This window comes from Streptomyces canarius, from assembly GCF_014650735.1.
Classification (GTDB): domain Bacteria; phylum Actinomycetota; class Actinomycetes; order Streptomycetales; family Streptomycetaceae; genus Streptomyces; species Streptomyces olivaceoviridis.
Window position 1 is genome coordinate 1 of record NZ_BMVN01000244.1, and the last position, 576, is coordinate 576.

At 69.1% G+C, this 576-nt stretch carries 1 protein-coding gene; it reads right to left on the bottom strand.

Annotated elements, in window-relative coordinates; translation table 11 throughout:
* The coding region (locus IE294_RS47110; RefSeq protein ID WP_189895436.1) for an LLM class flavin-dependent oxidoreductase at positions 1-576 on the bottom strand (576 nt) is incomplete at both ends.

A 576-nucleotide genomic window follows, 5' to 3' on the forward strand; every position in this document is an offset into this window, starting at 1 on the left:
GGGCCAGAAGATGTTGTTGTGGAAGAAGCCGTCGCCGTAGTACGCGGCCTGCTCGGCGATCTCCGGCGAGCGGATCGAGCCGTGCCACACGAACGGCGCCACACCGTCCAGCGGGCGCGGGGTGGAGGTGAAGCCCTGCAACGGGGTGCGGAACCTGCCCTCCCAGTCCACGACGTCCTCGCGCCACAGCCGGCGCAGCAGCGCGTAGTTCTCGATGGCCAGGTCGATCCCGTCCCGGATGTCCTTGCCGAACCACGGGTAGACCGGACCGGTGTTGCCGCGGCCCATCATCAGGTCCACCCGCCCGTCGGCCAGGTGCTGGAGCATCGCGTAGTCCTCCGCGATCTTCACCGGGTCGTTGGTGGTGATCAGCGTGGTCGACGTCGACAGCACCAGCCGCTCCGTGCGGGCGGCGATGTAGCCGAGCATCGTGGTCGGCGACGACGGCACGAACGGCGGGTTGTGGTGCTCACCCATCGCGAAGACGTCCAGGCCGACCTCCTCGGCCTTCAGCGCGATGGCGACCATGGCCTTGATCCGCTCGCGCTCGGTCGGAGTCCGCCCCGTGGTCGGGTC